Origin of the sequence: Enterococcus wangshanyuanii (genome assembly GCF_002197645.1) — a bacterium.
GTDB classification, from domain to species: domain Bacteria; phylum Bacillota; class Bacilli; order Lactobacillales; family Enterococcaceae; genus Enterococcus_L; species Enterococcus_L wangshanyuanii.
Genome location: NZ_CP021874.1, coordinates 3,126,435 through 3,149,037 on the forward strand (window position 1 = coordinate 3,126,435; position 22,603 = coordinate 3,149,037).

Sequence of the window (22,603 nt, forward strand, 5' to 3'; positions counted from 1 at the left end):
GTGAATAGAGAAAGGATAAATGATTGCTAGTATTACTATGTATAGTCGTCGGATTCGGTTTGCTATTTTGTAAAAATAAATCACTTTTTTTATAGAATCCTCAAAGATATCGTATTTACAACAGTTTTAAGTCTACTGTTCATTTGTTTAGTTGACTATCAAGCTGACTTGCTTCATTTTTCAAAGAATAGTGACTCTGTATCGGCGATAATTGATTCTTTGCAGGGACAGCATGTGATTGATGAAAGACTGAGCATCGATCATTACTTAAAATCGATTAGGGTATGGAAGCTATAGAGAAAAGAGTCAAATAAGTAGAGAATTTTAAAACAAAAAGACTGCCACTTTTTCGATCGGTTGTCTTTTTGTTTTTTAGATTAAGTGCAGCGAGAATTTAAATCATAAGATGGAGACAACTAATTTAATGCACTTATTTTTATCTTTTAAAAAGTAAAATAGAACCTAGGTAAGGAACGGAATGAAAGTAGTATAAAAGTTTCCGTGTTTAGTATCCATTTTGATTGCTTTTATGTTTGAGGGCACTATAATAATGAAGAAACCTATTTTAGTGTGATTTATGGAGGAAACAAAATGGAAGAAGAACAATTTAGTATTACTTTACCTGAAAAAGTCGTCGAAGAATTTCAGTTGCAAGGAGAAACCGATGTAACATTGCGAATCGACGAACAAAAAATTCTGATCGAGCCTGTAACGAGAACCGCAGGAAACCAAACGATCTCCCTTCGCTGGTTTTTAATACCGACGATGATTGCAAGTCTGCTCTTTTTTACTTATTTCTTCTTTTCTAATACGACACAAATTGCGTTAGTTGGACCGTATTCTATTGCAAATTTTGTCCTTTCACTTGGTCTAGTGACTGGCGTGATCAGCTTCGTATTCTTCTTTATTAAAGGCAAACGAAATCAGATCTTAACGAAATCCAAGAATATTTACTGGCGTAATTTTCCAGCAATTTTATTATCTTTTATTGTTATTTTAGTTTTTTCACTAGTAGTCTTTTTTAAAGTGATCGGGCTAGTTTTTATTGGCGCCACATTTGATAAATATACGGCAACGTTGATTTTTCTAGTTTTTGTAGGAATGGTCAATTATTTTATGATTTATTCAGCGTTGTCCATTACTCTGTCTAAATTGACTAATCTACTGATATTCGTGATTGTCGGAGGTGTGCTGCTTGCAATGATCACCAACCGGGATCATCAATGGTGGCAGTATAATTTTAGTTTTCTAGGAACCATTGAGGCCACGAAAAGTTGGCAGTTTAATGTGACATTGATGTTTTCAGCCTTGCTGATGGTTGCCTTGATCGATACATTGTTTGTCGAGCTGCAAAAAGCGATTCCCCATAGTAAACGTCTAACGATTTTACGGATTCTTTTAACGCTGACTGCATTGGATCTTGGTGCAGTTGGGTTGTTTCCTTATACCGAAACCGGTCCATTTCAAGGAGTGCATAATCAAGTCGCTGGCTATCTTGTCTATTTGATCATCATTTTGATCATTGGCATCAAATGGCTTTTGCCAACGGTTTCAAAAGAGTTTCTTACGTTTTCTTATTTGATTGTAGCTGTCTTAGTTGCTGTGTGTATTTTGTTTCAAGGAATGCATTATCTGTCACTTACAGCTTTTGAGTTATTAGCATTTATGATCGCATTTAGCTGGATCGTATTGCTGCTTCAGAATTTACAAAAGATGGTAAGAAATGTCAATAATACCTTTACAATCAAAATCAAGTCAGAGCCTAAAAAGTTGTCTGAGGAATAAAAAAGAGAGAAGCAAAACGATCGGATCAGTTTTGCTTCTCTCTTTCTTTTTTGCTGTCTAAATAACGAGACATCAATTCTAGATGGTGCATCACAGCCGCTTTTCGCATAACGCCCATGCCAGGGAATTTGTCTGCAGAAAAAGCTTCTAGAAGCAGCGTGAAGCCCAGTGTTGTCTCTTCACCACATAATGTCTCTTTCCAAAGAATCAGTTGCTCCATGAGATCAAAAAATTGTTCTTTTTGAGAAAGCTCTTCATTAGTCGACAAAAAATGATGAATCCTCAATACTTCTTTTTCAAAATAGACTAAATGCAGACTTAAATATTTTGATGGATAACTTTGTTCGTAGTAGATTCGGCTATCAATAGAAAAATCACTGAAGCCAATAAATCCTCTTTTATGAAAGGTCAAGTGAGCGGTCGAAAATAGCTCATCTGGACATTCTTGGTAAAATTCTGCTCGAGGGAGACGCGTATAAACATCTTGTGAAAGAATCTTAGGTCCCTGAACTTTTTGTAAAAGTCGAAATTCTTCGGGAAGTAAGACGGGGATCTGATTGCTTTGCCAGTCACTTTCAAGGACAGGAGCCGCTCGTTCGGCAATAAACAGTTGAGCGTTATTTGGGAATGTCTCAATTGGCTGATCGATAATTGAAGCTTTAGGCACAGAAAGTAGGTTTAGATAGTTTGCTCCTGTTAGGGTTAGAAAATCACCAGCTTGAGGATTCTGAATCATAAAAAAAGGATGCTGCTTTTTTTTTATTTCTACTAAGAATTTTTTTAAGGTGGCTGAATTTTTGACGGGATCGATGATCGGCACAATGTTTTTTGAGAGTCGCTGATTAGTCAAAAGAGTTGTTAGAGCTAATAAATCAAACTGTTTGCCGCGAAAATAAGGATAATACATCATCGTTCCTCCAATAGATGCTGTTCTAATTGAAAATAAGCCGCTCGAGTCGCCTCTAATTCCTCTTTCAATGCTTCAATGGCCTGATTAGAAATATCTTCTGAAAAACGATCATAAAAATTGATGCCTCCGCCAAAAAGATCATAATCAGGCTGTCTTTTTTTCAGCTCTTTGTATAGTTGATCAGTTGAGAAAACGCGAAGGCCTCGAGCGGTTTGCTTTGCTTTACCGACTTCTCTGGCCTGTGCTGTGATCAAACGGAAGAGCAGTTCTTGCTCGGTTACAAGAAGTTCTTGCTTTTGCGGCTTCTTTTCAATAGTGAAGTATCCTGGAAGCATCTGTTCTTCAGCGGAACTGTAAGGATGATAAACCATTGCTCCAACTGATTTTGGAATTTCTGTTTTGATTTTTTCAAAAAGCGCTTCTGGCAAGACGAAATAGTTATAGTGACCGATAAAGGACAGCTTTGCCTTTGAACGAAAGTCTGCTTTACTTGCCTTTAATTCGTAGCAGCGCCATTCGAATTGTTTATCTGGTGAAAGGCGGCAGCTAAGAGTGTCTACGATCCCTTGGTCATCAGGCATCGTCACTTCTTCTACGACGACATCGCCATTTTCCCGACAATAATAATATAAGGTTTCTTCCATTTGAATGGTTAAGGATGTTTTCATGGGTGCTCCTTTAATGGCTTTTCTACTACTATAAAACATATGTTCGTTTATTTAAAGTGTTTTGTTCACTTTTTTTGAAAAATGAAGCTTGTTTTATTTTTGATATTTTAGATAAAATAACGATTTTTTTTATATAGAAATAAGATGTAGGAAATAGATAGCTATATTTTAAGGCTTGTACACTGGTTTTTTGTCATAAATACAATTTTATGTGTTTTTTATTTTTGTTAAAATATAAAAAAATAATCATAAAAAAAGATAGGAGAGGATATGATAAGTATATATCCATTTAAGAGAAGGAGTATTTGTCAATGAAAAAACGTACACTGCACCTATTTATGCTTGCTCTGTTATTCACACAAAGTATAGGACCTGCACTGCCGGTTTTAGCAGTAACAACTGAGCAATCAGAAGCATCTGCCCAAAATATTCAGACCGATGAGACAACTGGATCAAGTGGTTTTGATACGCTTACTGAGAAAAACATAGAACCACCTTTAGAGGAAACTATGGACAGTACAAGTGCTATTGAACCAATCTTACCCGAAGTGAATTCTTCGACAACAACATCAACTTCAGAATCAGAGCAGTCAGAAGAGATCATAAAGAAAAATAGAGCTGCTGAAGCTCCTGAAGCAAAACAAATAGAAGATGAGATTTTGACCGAAATGATTGTGACAGACATGGATGGGAATGAATACAGCCAGACAGAAACAAATCGTGTATTGAATACAACACCTGTCACAGCTAAATTGAGTTTTGTCGTTGCAGATAAAGATTATGCGCCGGGTTCCGTTTATACGACTACTTTACCAGAAGGCTTAGGCTATTCCGATGTTAGTGGAGAGGTCGCAAATGTAGGCGCTAAATGGTCAGTAGATGCGCAAAGCAAAACACTGTCGATTACATTCGAACAAAGAGTTACGGATACGCAATTTAATTTAGAGCTAAAAAGCTATGTTTTCTCAGAGCAAAACCCGTTAGTCACAGTAGAAACACCTGGACAGATAACAAACCATTATGTTTTTGATTTATATGAAAACGTTTCGCCGATCAGTTATGAACAAAGCCATAACAGCTATGGAATAGCTGGAACTGTTTATTACAATTTAGATCGAACATTATCCGGCAGTCAAACACTGGAATTATCAATGATAGAAACACCAGGAGCTGTTTTCACAAACTCTTCGTCAGAACCGCTGCAGGTTTATTCTTATGATGTCACAATCGACGGAACGGTGCTTCCAGAAACCAAACAGCTTTTAGAGAAAGATAAGGATTATACGGTTGTTGCTGATGATTTATATCAAACAAGTGTGACGATCGCTGACATGGATCAACAAAAAGCCTATGCAATAGCGGTTACTCGTGATTTAGCGTTGGAGAGTGTTTCGGATTACAGTTATAGTTTTTACAATCAGTACCCGACAACTAAATTAGGTTCAGTCAGTTTACGGAGAACGAATGCTGTTAATGGCGGTTATGAATTTACCGCTAAATCAACGTCGGCACAGAAAATGGTCAAAGAAGGCTCTTTAGGGCAGTTGCAGGGTGCCAATTTCTATGCGAAAGAAGATTATTATGTTTATATCTATAGCTTGCCTACGAGAACGAAGGTAGGGGAGCAAATCATTTTAGAAAGCAAAAACGGTCAAGCTATTGGCGATTATAAAATTTCAGCAAGAACAGCAGATTATCAGACTGTAGCCATCGATGATTTTTTTGATGTACGTAAAGAAGCGAATCGCTTGGTATTGACCGCGACTAAAGAAAGTGTTTTAAGAATAGATGCGAATCCTTTAAAGATTCCTTTTGATCAAAAAGATATCGATTTAGCCGTTAGCACGCCTGCTGTAGCAGCAAACAAGGAGATCATGCTGATTTCAGACCAGTATGTTCAGCCGCTGTCGATCATCAATCCTAATAATGCTGAAACTGCTTGGGGCAATTTTGATGGAAATGGGGCTTACATGGGTGATACAACGGTAGGCATCCAAGGTAGTCAAAGTGCACCGATCGAAAACTTGCAAATCAAAGTAGATCATCCAGAGTACTTACAATTAAGAGCGCCGAAGGAAATCTTTCCCTACTATAAATTAGATGTCGATTATACAGTGACGAAAATATCAGGCGGCTCAGTAGTCAAATTTACAACGCCGATCACTCGAGACCTTAATTTTGATTTAGGCTTTAACTATGTCCCGGATAGCTTAGCAAAAAATGTTGCGATACCGACGGACACGATTCCAGTAAGCCTAAGTGCTGACGGACTTGAAACAGTCGATACGACCGTTAAAACAAACCGTAAAATGTATTCAGAGCGAACGCTTCAAGCAAGTAAAAATCAATTTTTAGTCAATGCTAGAAATGATTCCTTTGACTCTTTAGTTGTGACAACTAAAGTTCCTGTTGGGGCGGATGTCGTTTATGCGATTTATGATGTATCGAATGATCAAGTAGAGTCGATTTATCCACAGTACTGGGACCGCGGGCAATATTCAGATCATCCTTTATCTAAGGAAGATGAGGCCTATCCAGAAATCAGCTATGATGAAAGTAATAACGCGTATACGTTTGATTTTGGTAAGACCTCCAAACGCTACATTATTGAGTATAAATATGCGAATGGCTGGATCGACACAAGCACGATCAACGTGACGGGCAGTACAACTGAACCTTTATACAATAATCAACTTCTGTCTGCGACAGTATCTGTAAAAAATGAAGGAACGGAGATTCTATCCGCAACACAAACCGGTCATGATACATTAAAAAATGTCACAAAAAATGAAGTAAAAACGAAAAATATCGATGACCAAACACGGAAAGTAAAAAATCCAACCTTTGATATTACGACAAAAGGAACAACGAATGCAGCCATTGATTTAAATTCAATTTCAATAGATGGTGTGCCAAGTGATGCTTATACAGTTGAAGCGACCAGCACTGGTGTTCAGTTGATTTTTTCTGACTATGTATTGACAAAGAATATCACGATCACCTTTAATACGATTTCTAAAAATGCGGGGCAGATTTCAACTGAAACAATCATCAAATCAGACAATCTAGAGCAGATGGCTGAAGCTCGTAGAACCGTGGCGACTACACCTGTTGTATTGAAGTTTTCTGATGGTGACGCAGAAGGTGTTGTCTTTTTAACCAAAGCCAACTTCCATACGTTCAAAGAAGCAGAGCCAACAGAAAATGTTCCAGATGTTCAATTCGAGTTGACTGACAATGTTACAGGAAATCAATCAGATTTTAGTACAGATGAAAACGGCATATATACGATCGACGGAATCATGTCTGGCGACTATACGCTAAGAGCGACAAATCTACCAGCAGGATATACGATCGATGAAGAATATCTTACGGGCAAAACGATCAAATTATTAAAAGAAGCTAACCAATTTGATATTCCCCTAAAAGAACAGATCGATCAAACCAGTGTTCAAGTCAAAGACTCAACGATTTCTGTAGGAACGCCTTGGGAGCCGATCGATAATTTCATTGAAGCCACAGATGAAAATGGCTCTCCAGTTGATTTTGAGCAAATCATAGTGACCGGAACGGTTGATACTAACAAGGTTGGTAAGTACGAAGTGACCTATCAAAATCAAGGGAAAGAAGCCACCGCTGTTATATCAGTAGTTGCAGACCAAGCGACCTTAGTTGTGAAAGATTCGACCATTTATGTCGGCGATTCTTGGCAGGCGGTCGACAACTTTGTCTCAGCAACAGATGCGGCAGGTAAAGATATACCAGTTCAAGATGTTACGACATCTGGAATGGTGGATACAACAAAAGCTGGTCTTTATGAGGTGACTTATAGCGCTGCAGGACTAACCGCTATTGCCAAAATCACGGTTCTAGCAGATCAAACAAGTGTCAGTGCGAAAGATTCAACGATTTCTGTAGGAACGACTTGGCAGGCCGCTGATAACTTCCTAGGTGCCACGGATCGAGCTGGAAAAGCAGTTAGCTTAGATCAGATCACTATCAAAGGAACGGTAGATACGACAACACCGGGCGCCTATGAGGTTACGTATCAAAATGGTAAAAAAGCCACGACGATCACAGTTTTTGTCGTAGCGAACCAAACAACATTAGCCGTGAAAGACTCTACGATATACGTTGGTGATTCTTGGCAGGCCGCAGATAACTTTATCTCTGCAACAACAGCTGAAGGAGAACAGATTCCATTTCAAGAAATTGACGTAAACGGTACAGTCGATACAACTAAATCAGGAATTTATGAAGTGGCCTATAGCTCTAAAACACAGACGGAAATTGCCAAAATCACTGTTAAAGAAGATCTTTCTTCTTTAGTAGTGAAGGATTCTACGTTATATGTCGGTGATTCTTGGCAGGCAAGCGACAATTTTGTCTCTGCAACAGATAAAGAAGGTAGAGCCATTTCCTTTGATAAAGTCAACGTAACAGGAACTGTCGATACCAAGAAAAAAGGGGAAACGAACGTGACATATACCACGAAATCGACCCCAAAAACTGAACCACAAAAAAGCAGAAACACACGTTCAACTACTAGTGGCAGAACGGAGGATCTGTTAAGCGCTACGGCGAAAATCACTGTAAAAGAAAAAGCAGCAGTCAACCAAGGAAAATCAAGTAAAAATCAAACACCTGCAAGTCAAAAAACGTATCCTAAAACGGGTGAAGCACTAGATCAATCACTGTATCTGTTAGGTATAGGCGCTATTTTTCTAGTTATTGTAATGAGCATTACCGCATCAAAAAGAAAAAGACCAGATTGAATTTGATACAAGAATGAAAATATAGAAGCAAGATTTTTTCGTACGATCAATCATTAGCGTATAGTAAATATTAAGGAGGCTGCCCCAAAGTGAAAAAGAAAACACTCATACTTGGAACAGCCTTTCTTGTTTCTGCGGCATTTTGGGCAAAAATCGAGCCCTTTTATAGTGCTGAAATCACAACTTCCGGGAAATATAAACTAAACTATGAGCTTGATGGTAAGGTCAAAACTGTAACGATCGAGGTCAAGCCGGACCAAACAGAAATAGCCTTAAAAGATATCGTAGTAAAAAAGGGTAGTAAATGGTCACCTGAAAATAATATTGTTTTTCTGAAAGATAAAACGGGTGAACCATTAGCGCTTGAAAAAGTTACGATCAAAAATAATGTAAATCTACAAAGCGCTGGTGTTTATTTTGTAAAATTTTCTTATAACGCATATAATTCAATAGCGAAAGTAATCGTTCAAGATCTACCAGATCTTTCGCAACAAAAGAGAGTTATGATCGATCATTCCCCAAATGATGATAAAGTAAAAATAATGCTCAATGATGAGCTGCTAAAAAGAGAACTGTCCACGAAAAAAGTCAGTATTTCAGGCGGAGCAGACCTACCGATGCTCACGAGTTTTGGAAGTCTGCTGAGCTTTTTATCAGGTACACTTTTGTATGGAACAAGGAGAGAGTAAATGGATTTCTTGTTATTAGATGATCGCGCAAATTTAAAACTGGCAATTCTTCGCATTTTGGAACAGCAATATTCATTTTCCGAACGAAAAGATATTTTATGCGGACGGCTGGATATTTCACAGTACCTTTTAGAACGCAGCATACTGGAGATCAATGAAGACCTGAAACGGTTTGAATTAATAGAAGCAATGGAAATCATCGAGCAAAACAATGAAATCATTCTTTTCCAAAGTGTTAAAATATCGTCAAGCATCGTCGAAGAATATTATCTGAAGCATTCTTTAGAATTTACTCTACTAAAAACAATCTTTTTTCACCAATTTACGTCTATTAAGAAATATGGTGAAGAACATGGTATGAGTCGAACACTTGTATACAAAATCGTGGATCGTATAAAAAAAGAACTTGAACAATATGGCATAAAGCTATCAAAAACCTTTCAACTCGTCGGAAATGAACTTCGCATACGTCAATACTTTACGATGCTTTATTATCGGATTTATAAAGATTCAGACGAGTTATATAGTCAGCTGGATATCATAGCTGTCAATGACCTTTTTTCAACGCTTAAAGCAACTTATGAAGAAATCAATTCTTTCTACCTATTTCGTCATTATTTACTGATCATGTTAGAACGGATCAAGAGAAAACATCGTTATTTTTTATCTGCGAGTGACCCAAACAGATTGTTGGCTCAAAAGAATCACGTTTGCGATGAAATTGGTCACTGGCTAACGCAACATGTAAACGGAACGAAAAAGGAGATCGAAGCGGAAATCAAAGGGATAGTAAATAACTTATCTATTTACAGAATAGAGTTTTGTGATGTTGACCATCCGGCTGTTGAACCGTATCTGGTTTTGCTGCAGCAAGCATTTCAAGGGACGCCCGTGTTGAGAAGTACTGAATCGAATTTTTGTACAGAGGTGGACCGCATCCTATATCGCCATCTGATGATCACACCTTTGATCGATATTACTTTGCGTGTCATGGATCTAGAATTTTTCCACGAACGTTATCCAGTCATTTTTGATAAATGCCATCATTTTATCCGTCAATTATCAGAAAAAGAATTTCCTTTCAGTAAAAAATCTCTATTTTTCAACTTGCTTCTTACGATTTCACAACAATACGATAAAGAAAATGAAAAGCATCCAATCAATGTACACGTGAACTTTACGCAAGGGGAAAAGTATAACCAGTTTATCAAAGAACAAATCAAAATATTCGATGCCTTTAGCATCAATTTTCATTCGACTGTTCGTCCGGATACAGATTTGATTGTTTCTGATTATCTGCTCAATACAGCTTTCTCAGCACGGAAACTGATTTGGCTCGCTCCGCCAAGAGCAAGCGATTGGCGCAATTTTGGCAATGAAATTATAGCGATCAACAAAAATCTACAGTTAACGAAGCAAAGAAATGACTGAGAAGCGTATTAGCTTGAATGAATCAAACATAAACTGAATAAAAGCATGTGCCCTGCAAAGAAGAATCGCTTGCTTCTGCTTCGCCGGTTATCCGATCAGGAAAAATTATGTCCCATTCTCCACTTTAAATGTAGTCTCCCGAAAAACACTATAAATAATCATTTTAGATTGTGCTATACTGAATAAGATGGTGTGTAGGAGGAGAATAACGAATGAGACAAAAAAACACGGGACCGGTCATCATGGAAGAAATTCGGTTGATGGAAGTAATGATCCAAGTCTATTATGCTGCTCAAGTAGAAACGGACATTCCAGAAGAGCGAATGTTGAATTACGCACGAACGCGCTTGGAATTTTGTCAGTTTGGAGAAGAAAAAACGACCTGTCAGCGTTGTCCTGTCCATTGTTATCAGCCTAAATATCGAGAACAAATGAAAAAAGTCATGCGCTATTCTGGACCGCGAATGCTAGTTAGGCATCCCATTTTAACGATCAAACATGGCTATCGTGGCTTTATAAGGAAAGTAGAGCAATAAAAACTGAGTTTTTATTTCCGAAGCTAGTAAAATTCTAGGTGCTAAAGCACTAAGAATTTTGCTAGCTTTACTTGTTCTTTGAACAATAGTGAAACTGTATGCGTTAGCTGCTGTGATCGAAGGGTAGTAGTTACTTCCGCTTTCACTGTTTATTCATTTTTAAAGAAACTGGACTATCTCTCACAGAGTTATGTCGCAGTTTTTTTTTGTTTAATTTAAACCAGCTTAAACATAGAAAGAAGAAGACTCTGCGTATTTTATAATAGTAAGATAGCGTGAATAACGTGACACTTATCTTGGAATTCACTAAATAAAGTGAAAAACGTGAGCTTGAAAACGTTTTTCTTTAAACTTAAAATGAAATTACAGTAAACAAGCGCTTGTTTAAATGAAATATTTAGAGTTAGTGAAAGGAGAAAGTGAAATGGGAAGTTCTATAGGGGTATTGATCATGAGTCATGGTGATTTTGGAAAAGCTGCCATTGAAAGTGCAGAATTGATCGTCGGAAAACAAAAAAATTACGAAACACTTAGCGTGTTCGTTGTAGACCAAGTAGATGATTTAAAGCAAGAAATGCTGGGAAAAGCTGCAAGTTTGGACACTCAAAAGGGCTTAGTGATCTTGACAGATATTATTGGTGGGACACCGGCTAATTTGGCGGCTTATTTACTAGCGCAAGAAAATACCATGCTGGTTTCAGGAATCAATTTGCCGATTCTACTTGAGGTATTGATGAACCGGGAAAAAACAATGGATGAGCTCAAAGACATCATTATGAATGCGTATGCACAAGGTGTAACGATCAAAACAAATAAAGATTTAGAAAAGGATGAGGATGAAGATGATTTGCTTTAGTCGAATTGATGATCGATTGATCCATGGTCAAGTAGTGACAACTTGGGTAAATATGTACAATATCGAACAAATTATTGTATTAAATGATAAAATCGCAAATGATAAAACACAAAAAAATATCTTAGCGATGGCTGCACCACAAGGAATAAAAGTCAAAGCATTTCCTATCGAAAAATTTGGCGAAATAATCAAAACAACCGAGATCACTAGAAGAACGATGCTTTTGTTTTCAAGTAGTGTGGATGTATTGACGGCAGTTCGTGCTGGTGTGCCAATTCCTTCTTTGAATATTGGTGGAATGCGGTATCAAGAAGGCAGAGAACGATTGACGAAAGCTTTAGCAGTCACGCCGGAAGAAAAAGCTGCATTTAAAGAACTGTTGGCAGGAGAAATGGACATCACTGTTCAAATGGTGCCTAATGATGAGAAGATCAATTTAAAGGAGGTCATTTAGATGCTGTCAGCATTACTTGTAGCTGCTTGGGCTGGAATTTGTGCCATCGACGATATTGGCACACAAATGATCAGACGTCCATTGTTGATCGCAACGGTTGTTGGTTTTATTATGGGCGACGTGAAATCTGGATTAGTCATTGGTGCAACTTTAGAAGTGATGTGGATGGGTGTCGGAAATGTGGGTGCTTATTCAGCACCGGATATTATTTCTGGTACAGCGATCGGTACAGCGTTGGAGATTGCCTCTGGCGGAACAGCTACGGCTGTTGCTTTGGCCGTTCCAACCTCATTATTAGCGCAGCAATTATTGATTTTATATCGGTCAGGAATCGTTTATTTAAATCCAATCGCAGAGAAAATCGCAGAAACCGGCGATTTTAAAAAAGTATTCAAAATCAATTATGTTCCTATGATGATCGCTTTTTTAATTCGTGCCGTTCCGACCTTTCTAGCAATTTATTTTGGTGCAGGTGCCATCGATAAAGTCGTTGCAGCATTACCAGATTCTATTATGAACGGATTGAGTGTAGCTGGTTCGATCATCCCTTCTGTTGGGATTGGTTTGCTGATGTTGATGATGATCAAAAAAGGAGAACTATGGACCTTTTTGATTGCAGGTTTTACCTTAGCGGTATACTTAGATCTGGCTGTTTTGCCAATCACATTGATCTCGTTGCCGATCGCATTGATTTATGATTTGGCGACACAGGAAAAAGTAGTCCATGTATCGGCAAATGGAGCGGAATTGAGTGACGATGAGGAGGATTATGATCTATGAACAGTCAAAGAACAATCAATAAGATAACTAAAAAAGATCTCAATCGGGTATTTTGGCGCATGCAGCTATTAAACGTCACAAACAACTTTCAATCCATGCAGGCCATAGGCTTTTTATCTAGTTTTACCCCTGTCTTAGAACGGCTTTATGCTGATGAACCAGATGATTTGAAGAAAAAAGCAATGAAACGACATCTAGAATTTTTTAACAGCCATGTTAACGCGGATGCATTGATTTTAGGTGTTGCAGCTGCAGTTGAGGAGACGACTAGCGAAGAGGAGAAAGAAACAGTGACCGCAATCAAAACTGGTTTGATGGGTCCATTAGCCGGCATTGGTGACAGTATTTTAAAATTCACCTGGTTGCCGATTTGTGGAAGCATAGGCGCTTCTCTGGCATTGAATGGCAGTCTCTTAGGGCCGATCTTGATGTTTCTTTTGTACAATGTTGTCAATATTGCTTCTAAATACTATGGGATCCATCTAGGCTATTCAAAAGGAATGGAAATGATCAATGGCGCTGGCGGCAATGTATTACAACGTCTATCAAATATGGCGAATGTCGTTGGTTTGATGGTTATTGGGGCATTAGTTGCTTCTGTTGTGAAGGTCAATGTTGTAGCGGAAATTTCAGCTGGAGAAAACGTGATCAAGTTTCAGGAAATGTTTGATAAAGTTATGCCTGGGCTGTTCAGTATATTAGTAACAGTCGTTGTCTATAAAATATTGAAGAAAACGAACGGAAAACATGCGCCGCTGTTGATTTTGGGAATCATGGTTATTTCCATCATTTTGACAATGTTTGGCGTGTTGGGTAAATAATCATGGTAGAACAATATACGGTCACACAAACAAAGAAAAATCAGTTTACGTTTGAAACACTGACGGCTTCAACGAGTGAAATAGAGGTTTACGTCAAAAAAACGCCTACGGATAACCAACCAATATTTCTACTAAAAACAGCACAGCCGCGCTTTGAAGTGGAAGTAGAAGCAGATGATTTTCGTCCGTATTTTTTGATCAAAGATCAGCAGTCAGAAAAAATTGTTGCTGAGCGGACGTTGCCTGTTGCTGGGATGAATAATTTTAGAGATATGGGCGGCTATGAAGCGGGAAAAGGGAAAACAGTAAAATGGGGAATGTTGTATCGCTCTGATCATATCTATAATGCAGAGCAAAAAGGTATCGAGTACTTAAAACAATTGCAAATTCACACGATCATCGACTACCGCAGCGAGGATGAAATTGCAAAGTATCCAAACAAAAAAATTGCAGAAGGCATAAAAACGTACCAATTAGATCCAGATGCCCATGCAGCTGAATTATCCGCACAATTCACTTCTTCTAAAGATAATGAAGATATCAACTTGATCAATAAGATCATCGAACAAAAAGAGAACGGACAACTTATCAGCCGGTATGATATCGTAATGGAGCAATATAAAAATTTTGTTCATAAAGAAAAATCAAAACAGGCCTTTCGTCAGTTATTGGAAATAGCTGCGGATCCTAAAGCGCCTGCGATCGTCCAACATTGTCGCGGCGGAAAAGATCGAACGGGTTTTGGAGCAATGCTTTTACTAGGGGTTTTAGGTGTGGGAAAAGCTGAGCTGATCGCGGATTATATGTTGACCCACACGAATCGGGTGGAGAGAAACCAAATCAAAATGACTGGCTATAAAAAGCTAACCAGTGACCCTGATGTTTTAAACTATCTTTATTCATTGATCGAAACAAAAGCGGCGTTTATAGAAGCATCAATCACTGAGATAGAGCAGCAATACGGATCGATTACAGAGTATGCACTTAAGGAACTAGGGATAAACGAGCAGACAATAATTGCTTTGCGAGAGCTCTATCTAGAATAGAAAAGTGAAAAGGGAATGTACAGGAGGAGTAGAAAATGAAAGCTGATTTGATGAAATCGATGGCGTTTCTTGAAGATAAGGCAAGATTCAAAGCACTTTTTTTACTCCTGCTTCGTTCGCCGGAATTCGTTAAAAGTGATCGTCTAGCAGCAGAACTTGGTGTTACCTCAAGGACGATCAAATCTGATATTCAATTACTAAAAGAAGAGCTAGATAAAATCGGGATAACTGTTCTTTCGAAACGATCAAAAGGGTACGCACTGGAGATTCATGATACAGAATACGAGAAGCAAATCAAAGAATTTTATCAGATTTATCAATCGACTACGATTGATAGTGAATTCGATATGAGAGTCCACTATATTTTGAGGCGCTTATTGACTGCTGATCAATTTGTTAAGATGGATTTTTTACAAGACGAGCTAGTAACCAGCAGCTCGTTGAGAAAAGAGCTGCTGCATGTGAAAGAACTGCTATCAGAATACGGACTACTATTAATGGCTCGACCGCACTATGGCATGGCGATCCAAGGCAGTGAATATAAAAAAATCATGTTGACGATCAGAGTGTATAAGCACTTTAATAAAGTATCGAATCCAGACTTTGGAATACCTGCCTACAATAAATTATTCTTTTGTCAGCCGGAGGAAAAAAATAAAATCCGTAAAGTTTTTTATAAAACGATGATCAAATCAAGAGTGGTTTTTTCAGACATCAATGCAGAACGTTTTTTTATTTATCTAATCTATTTTAGAAATAAACAGCAACTAACTCATTTGGCCTTTCCAAAGTTGGCCTTTCGCTATACACAAACCGAAGAGTATGCCCTAGTGGTTGAAATGATTCAAAAACTTAGAAATCAATTTTCAGGGTTTGAGTTTTCGGATGAAGTAATCGAATTTTTAACCTATATTGCAGTGATCAGCTCAGACCTGTATCGCTTTAAAGACTGTACGAAAGAAAACTATGATAGTCTGATCGAATTAGGAGAAGAGACACGCAACTTTTTATTGAGAGAACTTTCAGAAGCACTTCAAATCGATGTTTTTGATGATTATACCTGTATCAAAGACTTATTGAAAATCATGATTCCGATCAGCTTGAAAATCAAATTGGGTGTTTCGGACTGTATCGATCTAGGATATGAGAATATTCGAGAGTATAAAAATGAACCCTTGTTGGAACATTATATGTTCAAATTATGTGAATCCTTTCAGGAAAAATACGGCTATAAAATTTCGACGAGAGAGCAGCATATGTTATTCAATATCTTTTTAGGGATGCTGAATCGAATCATTTTAGAGCATCGAAAACTCAAATTGGCGATCATTGCAATCGACGGTCGATTGAGTACACAGCAATTGAAGTTTAATTTGCAGCATTATTTTTCAGAGTACATTGAAAAAATTGAAACGCGTGTGCTTTATGAATTAGATTTTTTGAAGGAGCAAAGCTATGATTATTACCTTTGTTCCAACTATGGGAAAAATATGACGATCGATTATGCGCCCATTTACTTCGCAGAAGCAGATATGACTGAATTTGAATACGTGGATTCATTCCGACATATTTTTTTAGACGCTTTTGATTATGATAAAATCATGCCTGACCTGTCGTTCGTAGAGATGAATCCAAAATATAAATTCAATCATTTTCCGATCGAAACCTATTTTCAATCAGAAAGTAACTATGAAGAAATCAATTTGAATGGTCGTAATCAGATTCATGTCTATTTTGATCTTCAGTCAAAAAAAGAAGGCATCCAAATTTTTTCTTTTCCCAAAACAGATGATAAAAATAGTGATGGCCAGGAATATTATTTATTAGTAGATCTAGCAATAGGAGAGGACAAACAAAAACTCAGGATGTTTTTAAATATCGTGAATAGTTTAGCGTTAGATAAAGGCAAGTTGCGAACGGTTTGTGATAAAAAAGAAGCAACCTATAGTCATTTTTTTCTGTAGAGAAAAAACAGGAGTTAAAAGCCTGAGAAATCACTTTTGGCGTGATTTTTCAGGTTTTTCATATTTACTTATCTTTGATAGCAAAGGCCGTTACTTGGGTGATCAAGGCTTCTTTTTGATTGCCGGAAAAAAGGACGATTACTGAAAAATATAGTTTTCTTCCTTTTTTTGTCGTGATTGTACCATGAGCGGCCCCTTCTTTTCCGTGGGTGATAATGGAATGGATCTCAAGTACGCTGACGGCTATTTTCTCTCTGTGGGTAAGATCAATAAATGTGCCAAGACTATCTACCATTCGATCACCTGGTAAAATGAAACGAAAATGGTGTGTCAAAAGATCAGTCAAGGTAGTTTGATTTCCGGCAACAGCAGCAATCAGAAAGTCACGAATCAATCGTTTTTTGGGTGCATTATCACAATCTAACGAACAAAGAACTGCAAAGTCTGTAGCAGAATGATTTTCGATGGTTAGTTGCTTGAATGCTAAGCCCTCTTCTGCTAAAGCTTTCTCCAAAATCGCAATAGCTTTAGGACCTACACCATGCATGTTTGAAAGCGTCTTTTTATCCAATGAGCTAACCTGTTCGAGGCTGGTGATACCTATTATTTGCAATGCGTTAGTTGCAGGCTTTCCAATTTTGGGCAGACTGGTCAAGATCAGGACCTCCTTTTTTCTCTAGTTTAAATGGATTTCTTGCGATAAGCAACGATCTTAAGTGGGAGATGCTTATCGCAAGTTGACTATTTTTTTTCAAAATGGTAGAGTATCTTCTGAGGAAGGTGTTACACATGTACGTTTTATATATATCAACTCTTTGCTCCCTACAACTTATTTTGATGAAGTGTTGTATGGAGCTTAATCGAAAAGCAAGTAGTGCTTTTCATATTCATCAGTAAATTTTGTATAGCTATAAATTGTTTGCCGCGGCCTTTTTTTGAAAAAAATGGTTCAGTTGTCATTCTATTTTTAGTGTACACATTTACTGAAGAATATATAGATTAACAGACCCAGGACATTTCTGTCTTTGGGTCTTTTTTGTATGTTCTTTGGTAAAAAAATGACAAGAAAGAGGAAAAAATAATGGAAATATTACAAGTAACAGATTTAACTTATGCTGTACCAGATAAACAATTATACGAAAAGAGTTCATTCACCCTGCAGAGTGGCGAACATATGGGGATCGTTGGAAAAAATGGTGCTGGGAAAAGTACGCTATTAAAAATTCTTTTAGGAAGTGTTTTACCTGATGAAGGAACGATTCTATGGAATCCTAATGCGACTTTAGGCTATCTGGATCAATACGCGAATATGGACGAAAGCTTAACGATTCATGAATTTTTAAGCTCGGCTTATCAGGAGCTCTATGAAACGGAAAAAGAAATGCTTAAATTATATGAAACTTATGGAGAAACTGGGGACGATCAATTACTGGACCGCGCAGCAACCTATCAGGAAAGATTGGAAATCAATGGTTTTTATGAAGTTGAAAATGAAATCAATAAAGCAATCACAGGGCTTGGGATCAGCAATGGAGAAGCGACAAGACAGTTGGCTTCATTGAATCGCGGGGATAAAATCAAAGTAATACTCGCTAAGCTTTTATTAGAAAAGCCGTCTGTTTTGATTCTAGATGAACCGACTAACTATTTGGATCAGGAACACATCGATTGGCTCACAGATTATATGAAAGCCTTCGAAAATGCGTTTATTATCGTTTCTCATGATACAGAATTTCTTAGCAAAATAGCTACATGTATTTGTGATATCGACTTCGGTGAAATCAAAAAATACCACAGCAACCACGCGGATTTCCTAAAACAAAAAGCCCATTTCATCGAAGCGTATCAAAGTCAATTTGATGCCCAGCAAAGAAAAATCAAAGAAACCGAAGCTTTTATCCAAAAAAATATTGCAGGGATCAAAACGAAAATGGCACAAGGAAGAAGAAAGCATCTAGAGCGGATGGATCGACTGAAAGAACCGGAAAAAACAGTTCCCGCTAATTTTTCCTTCAAAAGTGCCCCTCAAAGCTCTCCGAATGCGTTAACAATTGAAGGATTAGCGATTGGGTATGAAAAACCCTTGCTAGCAGATTTTGAGCTACAAATAAAAAAAGGAGAAAAAATCGCAATTACAGGTGCCGATGGCTTAGGCAAAACCACATTGATCAAAACGTTGTTAGAGCAAGTTCCAGCACTAGCCGGTGAAAGTCATTTCTCTCCTCAAGTGAAGGTAGGCTATCACTCACAGGAAATCGAATGGGAAAACACAGAATGGACACCGATCGAAACATTAGCTAATAAATATACTAGATTGACGTATGAAGATGTCCGTAGAGAGCTTGCAAAATGTGGAATCAAGCGCGAACTTGCAGATAAAAATTTGTATATGTTAAGCGGAGGTGAGCAGTCTAAAGTAAAACTATGTGATTTAACGATGCAGCCAAGCAATTTTCTGATACTTGATGAACCGACCAACCATTTAGACGTCGATTCAAGAAAAGCGCTCCAAACAGCATTAAAGGCCTATAAAGGCTGCGTGCTCTTAGTGTCAAATGATGAACAATTTTATACAGGTGTCGTGGATAAAGTCTTTACATTGGAGAATCAGCAATTACTGCAGCAATAAATACAAAATAGAGATCGTGTGTTAACATAAGCGAAAACAGCATAAAGAGGCTGAGACAAAAGTGTTTAGCTCCGAGAAATAAGAAGGAATTTACGAAAATTGCTTTTCAAATTTTAGTGAATTTCTGCTTATTTCCGAAGGAGCTACTTTTTTCTCGCCGTTTATTCACGTTTAGAGAGCGAAACAAAACTGATTTTTAGTTTTGTCCCGCTCTCTTATTATATACTGGAGACGAGCAATAAAAGGAGATATGATGAAACAAAACACACCCATTATTCAAACCACACGCTTGATTTTAAGAAAATTTGTTGAGGCGGATGTAGCTGATTTATTTGCGATCTATAGTGATAAAGCAGTGAATACATAGTTACCGTGGTTTTCATTAGCTTCATTAAAAGAGGCGCACGAATTTTTTGATACGCACTATTGTCAACTATACCAACAACCGCAAGGCTATCGCTATGCGATTTGTTTAAAAGAAAATAATCAGCCGATTGGTTATGTAAATGTCAGCCTGGATGATAGTCATGATTTTGGCTATGAGCTGAAAAAAGAATTTTGGCATCAAGGGATCGTGACAGAAGCAAGTCACGCAGTGATCGAACAGCTAAAACAAGATAATATTCCGTATATAACTGCAACACATGATGTCAATAATCCTCGCAGCGGCGAAGTGATGAAACGCTTGGGAATGAAGTATCAGTATTCTTATGAAGAACAGTGGCAGCCAAAAGATTTTCTAGTGACGTTCAAAATGTATCAATTGAATCTTGATGGGAATCAAAAACGAGTGTATCAAAAAATATTGGCGTCGATCATCGGTACACTTTATAGAAGAAAGTATCTAAAAACATACTAAGATTAGAAGAGAAACTCATCCACTGGTGGGTATATCATCTAAAATTAGTATGTTTTTTTAGCAGTAATAGGACTTTTTATAGAGAGAAAAGTCAGACTTTGTACCGATAAAATAAGAAATCCGCTTTGCTATACTTGATGAAAGAAGCGTAAAAAGAGAGTGTGGGGGTGAAAAAGATCGAACAGACAATCAAAAAAACGCAGGAAATGACTGCTGGGATCGATGTGATCAAATATGCTGCAGCGATCTTAGTGATTTGTTTTCATTGTGAACGTGTCTTTCAAGAACCAGAATTGAATTTTTTATTTAAAAATGTTTTATGCCGAATTGCTGTTCCGTTCTTTTTGATCTCCACAAGTTATTTTGTGCGCAGAGGACAAACACGTTCCGAAGGATATACAAAACGTTACCTAAGGTCATTATTGAAATCTTACTTGTTTTGGAGCTTGATTTATTTGCCTGTCGGTTTTATGTGGATTCAGCAAAGCTATTCTCTTAGTCCAGCACTGTATCCAGTAGCTCTAGTTGTTGGTCTATTTTATACAGGAACGTATTATCATCTTTGGTATATTCCAGCGACTATCTTTGCAATCGTTGTGGTTCAATGGTTGTTGAAAAAAATCGGCTATCCGTTTTTACTTGGCCTAGCTGTCGTATTGTATAGTTTTGGTTCATTGGAAACCTATTATGGTTATATTGGAAATGGGCAGGTGAAAGCGTTTTTTGATCAGTATTTACAAGTGTTTATCACGACAAGAAATGGCTTATTTTTTGCGTTGATCTTTGTTGCAGCGGGCTTTTTTATCTGGGATTATAAAGCGAAGCTTGAGAAGTATCAAACATACAGCAATTATTTGTTTTTGGGAGCTGCGCTTCTTTTAATAGTAGAAGGTGCAGTCGTTTATAATAATCTGGGGATCGATAAGAATTTTTTATTTAGTTTGATTCCATTTACTGCTCTGCTTTTTTGGAAGAGCTTAACGATTGCTGTGAGTAGGGAGCTTAATGTTAGACGATTGCGGGAGTTAGGGAAATATTATTTCTTTATCCATCCTTTATGTATTTTATGGGCAGGCAGTCTGGTAAAAAGTTATGAGCTATTTAACAATAATTGGGTACAGTTGATCACTGTACTTGTGATGACACATATTGTAAGCTCTTTGATCATTTCGTTGATCGAATATCCACCGATGGAATATATCGAGTTATGGCGTAGAATAAAATTGACTCATCGCTCTTTAGTGACATAAAACAGAGAAAGAGAGTAGGGAAATCACTCGATGAGTGGAGGTCTCTACTCTTTTTATTCTGAATAAGTGCTAAAATCAAGAATGATTTTACAGCGCTAAACACATCTGAATCCGTTCTATTTGTTTACTGAAATGAAAAAATTAAGTCAAATGAACCCCTTTATCCACGTAGATAATATCTCCTACAATACCAGCAGCAAGCTCACTCACTAAGAAAGCACAAGTATTACCGACTTCTTCGATCGTTACGCCAGCTTTATCTGGGGTACGATCTTCTGAAATCTTGATCAATTGATCGTAATCTTTGACGCCTGTTACCGCTAATGTTTTAATTGCACCAGCAGAAATTCCGTTGACACGAATTTTATCTGCCGCAAATTCATAAGCTAAATATTTTACTGCAGTCTCTAAAGAAGCTTTAGCGATCCCCATCATATTGTAGTTTGGAATGGCTCTTTCAGAGCCTAAATAAGTCATTGTTACGATACCAGAACCTGGGTTTAGCATCGGTTTAGCATAGTGAGCCACAGCTAGCAATGAATAACTGCTGATATCTTGTGCTAGTAAATAGCCTGAACGGCTGATATCACTAACATTTCCATCCAACTCTTCTTTATTGGCAAACGCGATAGCGTGGACTAAACCGTCGATTTTTTCGTATTTGTCTTGGATTGTTTGGAAGGCCTGAGCGATCGACTCATCAGAAGCAACATCACATTCAACAAGCAAATCTGTTGGTTCAGCTAATTTTAATAGCTGTTTTTTCATACGCTCGTTTTGATAAGTATAAATAATATCAGCGCCTTGTTCTTTCAATGCTTTGGCACAACCCCAAGCGATACTTCTTTTGTTAGCGACGCCCATCACGACGACTTTTTTATTTTTTAGAAACATATTGGATTTTCCCCTTTTATAATTATTTTAGTATGTGAAAAATGGTTTCGTAACTTAATAAAATCTCAACATCTGATTTTATTTGGGTTGACGGATAAAAATGCAACTGGTATTATCTGTGTGAGAATGATAATATAATTCTCTAATTGATAATCACAACTGGACAGACATTTTATCGATGTCTGAATTATTAACTAAAATACTTTGAAAGTCAAACTATTTTACTTAATTTTAAACAAAAAAGTATTGGTTATGC

At 37.5% G+C, this 22,603-nt stretch carries 18 protein-coding genes and 1 pseudogene; 15 read left to right on the forward strand and 4 right to left on the reverse strand.

The genetic code is table 11. The features are described 5' to 3' along the window. Positions 1–591 precede the first annotated feature (591 nt). On the forward strand, positions 592–1,785 hold the full coding sequence (locus CC204_RS15635; protein WP_088271010.1) for an AbrB/MazE/SpoVT family DNA-binding domain-containing protein: 1,194 nt from the start codon (positions 592–594) through the stop codon (positions 1,783–1,785). Positions 1,786–1,810: 25 nt separating this feature from the next. Here the strand turns inward: CC204_RS15635 and CC204_RS15640 are convergent, their stop codons facing one another. Continuing rightward, a complete protein-coding gene (locus tag CC204_RS15640; protein WP_088271011.1) occupies positions 1,811–2,692 on the reverse strand; it encodes a sce7725 family protein in 882 nt (293 codons plus the stop codon). Continuing rightward, positions 2,692–3,363: a hypothetical protein gene (locus CC204_RS15645; protein WP_088271012.1), complete on the reverse strand. Its 672-nt coding sequence runs from the start codon at positions 3,361–3,363 to the stop codon at positions 2,692–2,694. Before CC204_RS15645 ends, CC204_RS15640 begins: the two co-directional genes overlap by 1 nt. A 311-nt stretch (positions 3,364–3,674) precedes the next feature. Between CC204_RS15645 and CC204_RS15650 the strand changes: the two genes are divergently transcribed. The 10 genes from CC204_RS15650 (at position 3,675) to CC204_RS15695 (ending at position 16,715) form a co-directional block, all read left to right on the forward strand. Then, positions 3,675–8,138, forward strand: coding sequence for a bacterial Ig-like domain-containing protein (locus tag CC204_RS15650; RefSeq protein WP_088271013.1), 4,464 nt, complete (start codon positions 3,675–3,677; stop codon positions 8,136–8,138). Between the two features lie 89 nt (positions 8,139–8,227). After that, a complete protein-coding gene (locus tag CC204_RS15655) occupies positions 8,228–8,827 on the forward strand; it encodes a bacterial Ig-like domain-containing protein (RefSeq protein WP_088271014.1) in 600 nt (199 codons plus the stop codon). Beyond that, positions 8,828–10,258, forward strand: coding sequence for a helix-turn-helix domain-containing protein (locus tag CC204_RS15660; protein ID WP_088271015.1), 1,431 nt, complete (start codon positions 8,828–8,830; stop codon positions 10,256–10,258). A 212-nt stretch (positions 10,259–10,470) separates the two neighbouring features. After that, on the forward strand, positions 10,471–10,794 hold the full coding sequence (locus CC204_RS15665) for a nitrous oxide-stimulated promoter family protein (RefSeq protein ID WP_088271016.1): 324 nt from the start codon (positions 10,471–10,473) through the stop codon (positions 10,792–10,794). A 424-nt stretch (positions 10,795–11,218) separates the two neighbouring features. After that, complete coding sequence (locus CC204_RS15670) at positions 11,219–11,650, forward strand: PTS sugar transporter subunit IIA (RefSeq protein WP_088271017.1); 432 nt, start codon at positions 11,219–11,221, stop codon at positions 11,648–11,650. Further along, positions 11,637–12,104: a PTS sugar transporter subunit IIB gene (locus tag CC204_RS15675; protein WP_088271018.1), complete on the forward strand. Its 468-nt coding sequence runs from the start codon at positions 11,637–11,639 to the stop codon at positions 12,102–12,104. Before CC204_RS15670 ends, CC204_RS15675 begins: the two co-directional genes overlap by 14 nt. Then, positions 12,105–12,884: a PTS mannose/fructose/sorbose/N-acetylgalactosamine transporter subunit IIC gene (locus CC204_RS15680; RefSeq protein WP_088271019.1), complete on the forward strand. Its 780-nt coding sequence runs from the start codon at positions 12,105–12,107 to the stop codon at positions 12,882–12,884. After that, positions 12,881–13,705, forward strand: coding sequence for a PTS system mannose/fructose/sorbose family transporter subunit IID (locus CC204_RS15685; RefSeq protein WP_088271020.1), 825 nt, complete (start codon positions 12,881–12,883; stop codon positions 13,703–13,705). The genes CC204_RS15680 and CC204_RS15685 overlap by 4 nt, the downstream gene beginning before the upstream one ends. A 2-nt stretch (positions 13,706–13,707) precedes the next feature. Next, the gene (locus tag CC204_RS15690) at positions 13,708–14,751 is read left to right on the forward strand and encodes a tyrosine-protein phosphatase (protein ID WP_088271021.1); all 1,044 of its coding nucleotides are present in this window, start codon (positions 13,708–13,710) and stop codon (positions 14,749–14,751) included. 35 nt (positions 14,752–14,786) lie between these two features. Then, a complete protein-coding gene (locus CC204_RS15695; protein ID WP_088271022.1) occupies positions 14,787–16,715 on the forward strand; it encodes a BglG family transcription antiterminator in 1,929 nt (642 codons plus the stop codon). A 64-nt stretch (positions 16,716–16,779) separates the two neighbouring features. Here CC204_RS15695 and CC204_RS15700 read toward each other — a convergent pair whose 3' ends face one another. Further along, positions 16,780–17,370, reverse strand: a complete 591-nt coding sequence (locus CC204_RS15700; RefSeq protein ID WP_088271023.1) for a helix-hairpin-helix domain-containing protein — start codon at positions 17,368–17,370, stop codon at positions 16,780–16,782. Positions 17,371–17,796: 426 nt separating this feature from the next. On the opposite strand from CC204_RS15700, the gene CC204_RS15705 reads away from it, so the two are divergent. From CC204_RS15705 to CC204_RS15715, 4 genes and pseudogenes are all read left to right on the forward strand, one after another. Then, entirely contained in the window at positions 17,797–19,344 is a 1,548-nt protein-coding gene (locus CC204_RS15705; RefSeq protein ID WP_088271024.1) for an ABC-F family ATP-binding cassette domain-containing protein, read from the forward strand. Between the two features lie 253 nt (positions 19,345–19,597). Beyond that, positions 19,598–19,711, forward strand: a complete 114-nt coding sequence (locus CC204_RS21675) for a GNAT family N-acetyltransferase (protein ID WP_241389387.1) — start codon at positions 19,598–19,600, stop codon at positions 19,709–19,711. A gap of 75 nt (positions 19,712–19,786) precedes the next feature. After that, positions 19,787–20,203 (forward strand): annotated as a pseudogene (locus CC204_RS15710) (GNAT family N-acetyltransferase); the annotation flags it as partial. 167 nt (positions 20,204–20,370) lie between these two features. Beyond that, on the forward strand, positions 20,371–21,453 hold the full coding sequence (locus CC204_RS15715) for an acyltransferase family protein (RefSeq protein WP_227011177.1): 1,083 nt from the start codon (positions 20,371–20,373) through the stop codon (positions 21,451–21,453). A 141-nt stretch (positions 21,454–21,594) separates the two neighbouring features. Here the strand turns inward: CC204_RS15715 and fabI are convergent, their stop codons facing one another. Continuing rightward, complete coding sequence (fabI, locus tag CC204_RS15720; protein ID WP_088271025.1) at positions 21,595–22,347, reverse strand: enoyl-ACP reductase FabI; 753 nt, start codon at positions 22,345–22,347, stop codon at positions 21,595–21,597. Between the last annotated feature and the right edge of the window lie 256 nt (positions 22,348–22,603).

Coding starts and splice junctions, on each gene's coding strand:
- CC204_RS15635 (WP_088271010.1), top strand. CDS start 592: ATGGAAGAAGAACAATTTAGTATTACTTTACCTGAAAAAGTCGTCGAA.
- CC204_RS15640 (WP_088271011.1), bottom strand. CDS start 2,692: ATGTATTATCCTTATTTTCGCGGCAAACAGTTTGATTTATTAGCTCTA.
- CC204_RS15645 (WP_088271012.1), bottom strand. CDS start 3,363: ATGAAAACATCCTTAACCATTCAAATGGAAGAAACCTTATATTATTAT.
- CC204_RS15650 (WP_088271013.1), top strand. CDS start 3,675: ATGAAAAAACGTACACTGCACCTATTTATGCTTGCTCTGTTATTCACA.
- CC204_RS15660 (WP_088271015.1), top strand. CDS start 8,828: ATGGATTTCTTGTTATTAGATGATCGCGCAAATTTAAAACTGGCAATT.
- CC204_RS15665 (WP_088271016.1), top strand. CDS start 10,471: ATGAGACAAAAAAACACGGGACCGGTCATCATGGAAGAAATTCGGTTG.
- CC204_RS15670 (WP_088271017.1), top strand. CDS start 11,219: ATGGGAAGTTCTATAGGGGTATTGATCATGAGTCATGGTGATTTTGGA.
- CC204_RS15675 (WP_088271018.1), top strand. CDS start 11,637: ATGATTTGCTTTAGTCGAATTGATGATCGATTGATCCATGGTCAAGTA.
- CC204_RS15680 (WP_088271019.1), top strand. CDS start 12,105: ATGCTGTCAGCATTACTTGTAGCTGCTTGGGCTGGAATTTGTGCCATC.
- CC204_RS15685 (WP_088271020.1), top strand. CDS start 12,881: ATGAACAGTCAAAGAACAATCAATAAGATAACTAAAAAAGATCTCAAT.
- CC204_RS15690 (WP_088271021.1), top strand. CDS start 13,708: ATGGTAGAACAATATACGGTCACACAAACAAAGAAAAATCAGTTTACG.
- CC204_RS15695 (WP_088271022.1), top strand. CDS start 14,787: ATGAAAGCTGATTTGATGAAATCGATGGCGTTTCTTGAAGATAAGGCA.
- CC204_RS15705 (WP_088271024.1), top strand. CDS start 17,797: ATGGAAATATTACAAGTAACAGATTTAACTTATGCTGTACCAGATAAA.
- CC204_RS21675 (WP_241389387.1), top strand. CDS start 19,598: ATGAAACAAAACACACCCATTATTCAAACCACACGCTTGATTTTAAGA.
- fabI (WP_088271025.1), bottom strand. CDS start 22,347: ATGTTTCTAAAAAATAAAAAAGTCGTCGTGATGGGCGTCGCTAACAAA.